Source organism: Blautia sp. HCN-1074, from assembly GCF_037890165.1.
Lineage (GTDB): Bacteria > Bacillota > Clostridia > Lachnospirales > Lachnospiraceae > Blautia_A.
Map to the genome: position 1 here is coordinate 1 of NZ_JBBKBP010000051.1, position 2,255 is coordinate 2,255.

General features: G+C 38.2%; 6 protein-coding genes. All 6 read left to right on the top strand.

The annotated features are described in order from the left end of the window. The coding region (locus WKT11_RS19645) for a hypothetical protein (protein ID WP_340285761.1) at positions 1–211 on the top strand (211 nt) is incomplete at its 5' end. A 67-nt stretch (positions 212–278) separates the two neighbouring features. Beyond that, the gene (locus WKT11_RS19650) at positions 279–698 is read left to right on the top strand and encodes a nuclear transport factor 2 family protein (protein WP_003060053.1); all 420 of its coding nucleotides are present in this window, start codon (positions 279–281) and stop codon (positions 696–698) included. Positions 699–788: 90 nt separating this feature from the next. Continuing rightward, positions 789–1,085: a hypothetical protein gene (locus tag WKT11_RS19655; protein ID WP_008687105.1), complete on the top strand. Its 297-nt coding sequence runs from the start codon at positions 789–791 to the stop codon at positions 1,083–1,085. Further along, positions 1,004–1,507, top strand: coding sequence for an antirestriction protein ArdA (locus tag WKT11_RS19660; RefSeq protein ID WP_003062492.1), 504 nt, complete (start codon positions 1,004–1,006; stop codon positions 1,505–1,507). The genes WKT11_RS19655 and WKT11_RS19660 overlap by 82 nt, the downstream gene beginning before the upstream one ends. Before the next feature lie 17 nt (positions 1,508–1,524). Beyond that, complete coding sequence (locus WKT11_RS19665; RefSeq protein ID WP_002323345.1) at positions 1,525–2,028, top strand: antirestriction protein ArdA; 504 nt, start codon at positions 1,525–1,527, stop codon at positions 2,026–2,028. A gap of 107 nt (positions 2,029–2,135) precedes the next feature. Next, positions 2,136–2,255: TcpE family conjugal transfer membrane protein (locus WKT11_RS19670; protein WP_042745583.1), on the top strand; the 120-nt coding region annotated here is incomplete at its 3' end.

Below are 2,255 nucleotides of genomic sequence, written 5' to 3' on the forward strand. Positions count from 1 at the left end.
GCAAAATTTGTATCAATGGTTTTTAAGCAACGCACAGAGCTTAGTGCTTATGTCGATTGTGGTTATCGGTATCTACTTAGGGTTCAAGCGTGAGTTTTCAAAACTTATCGGTTTCTTGGTAGTTGCCTTGATTGCTGTCGGCTTGGTATTCAATGCTGGCGGTGTGAAAGATGTACTGTTAGAGCTGTTCAATAAGATTATCGGTGCATAAAATTTTATTGTGGGGCTGATGTATGGGTGCTATAATGTGAAAAAAGAAGTAATCGAGGTGTTCTATTTTGAATGAGAGAGAAAAAATTATTCGTTTATGGTTTGATATGTGGTTGAAACAGCAAGACTTAGGAATAGATAAAATTTTTACAGAAGATGTTGTTTATACGGAAAGCTGGTGTCCTAAATATGAAAATCTTAAAACAGTAAAACATTGGTTTAATGAATGGAATACTCGTGGTAAAGTCATTATTTGGGATATTAAACAGTTCTTTCATAAAGAAAATCAAACTGTCGTAGAATGGTATTTTAAAAATGAAATGAATACGGGAAGCGTTGAAGAATTTGACGGTATTTCCTTAATTGAATGGACAGAAGATAACAAAATCAAATCATTAAAAGAATATGGTTGCAATCTGAATAACTATAATCCATATCAACACAGCGATAACCCTCAATTTAGAGATGAAAAAACAAACTGGTTTTAAAACTTAATCAAATTATATCCATATACATAAAGCAGTTAGTCTTAGGATTGACTGCTTTTTTCTTACCTAAAATCAGATTGGAGTGATGAAATGAGCGATATTTTTAAGGATATGCAGGCAAACGTCGGCTGTGATTATATTTCTAACCTGCCCTCTTACAAGCGTAAAGTGTGGCATGAAATGAAGCGATTACCGCTTACGAATTATGATATAAAACAGTTAGAAGATTTTTCAAAGTATGTGTTTGGTATGTCGTACCAGAGCTTAAAAGATGTGATGAAGCAACAGAAAGGACGTGAGGAACAATGCAGGAAACAAGGGTGCTGGTGGAAACGAGAGGAACAACTGGCGAAGAAACAATATCATACTGGTTCGACCTGCCGATAGATGTTGCCGAGTTTGAAGAAAAGTTAGGTATCGGTGCAGAAAGTGGGGATTATCGTATTATCGAAAAGGTGTTGCCTTATGCTGATGAAGTCCACGAACACACCAGCGTGTACCAGCTCAACGAATTAGATTTTATGTACCGCCAGCTTTCAAGTGATATGCAGGAAGAATATGTATCACTACTTACGGTGTTTGAAAATTTAGAAGCACTTTATATTTGCAGGAACGTGATTATTGTTTATCCCGACTGTAAAAGCATGATAGATGTTGCAAGGCAAAAGCTGATGAACGACCCGATGTTCAAGCATTTATCCGAGGACTGTCAAGAATACTACTTTGACTTTGAAGCCTACGCTTCTCACTTGCAGGAACACGGGAAATTTTTAGTAACAGAACACGGTATCTTTGAACTGCCAGAGTAGGAAATGAGGTGGTGCTTATGATTGATGATATGGCGGTTTATATTGCTAATCTTGGCAAATACAATGAGGGCTATTTAGTCGGTGCTTGGTTCACGTTCCCCATTGACGAGGAAGATGTGAAAGAAAAAATCGGCTTGAATGAACAGTATGAGGAATACGCTATCCATGATACCGACAACTTTCCCATTGCGATTGGCGAGTATGTTTCCATTGAAGAACTCAATGAGATGTATGAAATGATAGAGGAACTTCCCGACTATATTGTAGAGTGTCTGGACGAATTTATCAGCCACTATGGGACGCTGGAAGAAGTCGTGGAACATAAGGACGATATTTACTATTATCCCGACTGTGAAACCATGACAGATGTTGCCTACTACTACATAGACGAATTGCAGGCACTTGGGGACATTCCACCCAGCTTACAGAATTACATTGACTATGAAGCCTACGGGCGAGATTTGGATATGGGCGGTTGCTTTATTGAAACAAGCCGAGGTATGTGCGAGATACCATATTAACGCTGGAAGATCAGCGACAAGCATTGTTGCTACTGACAGCGTATTTCTCTTTAAGGGACAGTCTGAAAATGGCTGTCCTTTTCTATTTTGAAAGGAGCTGAAAGAACTTGAAAAAGATTAAAAGCTACACGGGTATCTGGAACGTGGAAAAAGTCTTGTATGCAATCAATGACTTTAACTTACCCTTTCCCGTTACTTTTACACAGATTACATGGTTTGTGATTACG

Coding starts and splice junctions, on each gene's coding strand:
- WKT11_RS19655 (WP_008687105.1), top strand. CDS start 789: ATGAGCGATATTTTTAAGGATATGCAGGCAAACGTCGGCTGTGATTAT.
- WKT11_RS19660 (WP_003062492.1), top strand. CDS start 1,004: ATGCAGGAAACAAGGGTGCTGGTGGAAACGAGAGGAACAACTGGCGAA.
- WKT11_RS19665 (WP_002323345.1), top strand. CDS start 1,525: ATGATTGATGATATGGCGGTTTATATTGCTAATCTTGGCAAATACAAT.